The following is a 436-nucleotide window of genomic DNA, read 5'->3' as shown; positions in this document are numbered from 1 at the left end:
CTCGTGCAGCGCGGTGGTAATGATGCGAGAACCGGTGCTGCCCACGGGATGTCCGAGCGCGAGGGCGCCGCCGTTGACGTTGACCTTGTCCATGTCGGGGCCGTGGACCTGCGCCCACGACAGCGCGACGGACGCGAAGGCCTCGTTGACCTCGAACAGGTCCAGGTCGCCGATCTTCATGCCGGCCTTCTCGAGCACCCGCGACGTCGCCTGCACCGGGCCGTCGAGGTGGAACTCGGGCTCGGCGCCGACGAGCGCCTGGCTGACGATGCGGGCACGCGGCTTCAGGCCCAGGGCGCGGGCGCGGTCCTCGTCCATGAGCATGACGGCGGCGGCGCCGTCGGAGATCTGCGAGGACGTGCCGGCGGTGTGGATGCCGCCCTCGATGACCGGCTTGAGCTTGGCGAGCGACTCGGCGGTGGTGTCGCGCAGGCCC

General features: G+C 71.3%; 1 protein-coding gene. It reads right to left on the bottom strand.

Annotated elements, in window-relative coordinates:
• A partial coding sequence (locus AC07RN_RS21300; RefSeq protein WP_478337268.1) for a thiolase family protein occupies positions 1-436 on the bottom strand: 436 nt, incomplete at both ends.

The sequence above is a fragment of the Lelliottia sp. GFLA7 genome (assembly GCF_056490165.1).
The sequence above is the reverse complement of the archived record's forward strand: the minus strand, read 5'-3'. Positions and strand labels throughout refer to the sequence as shown.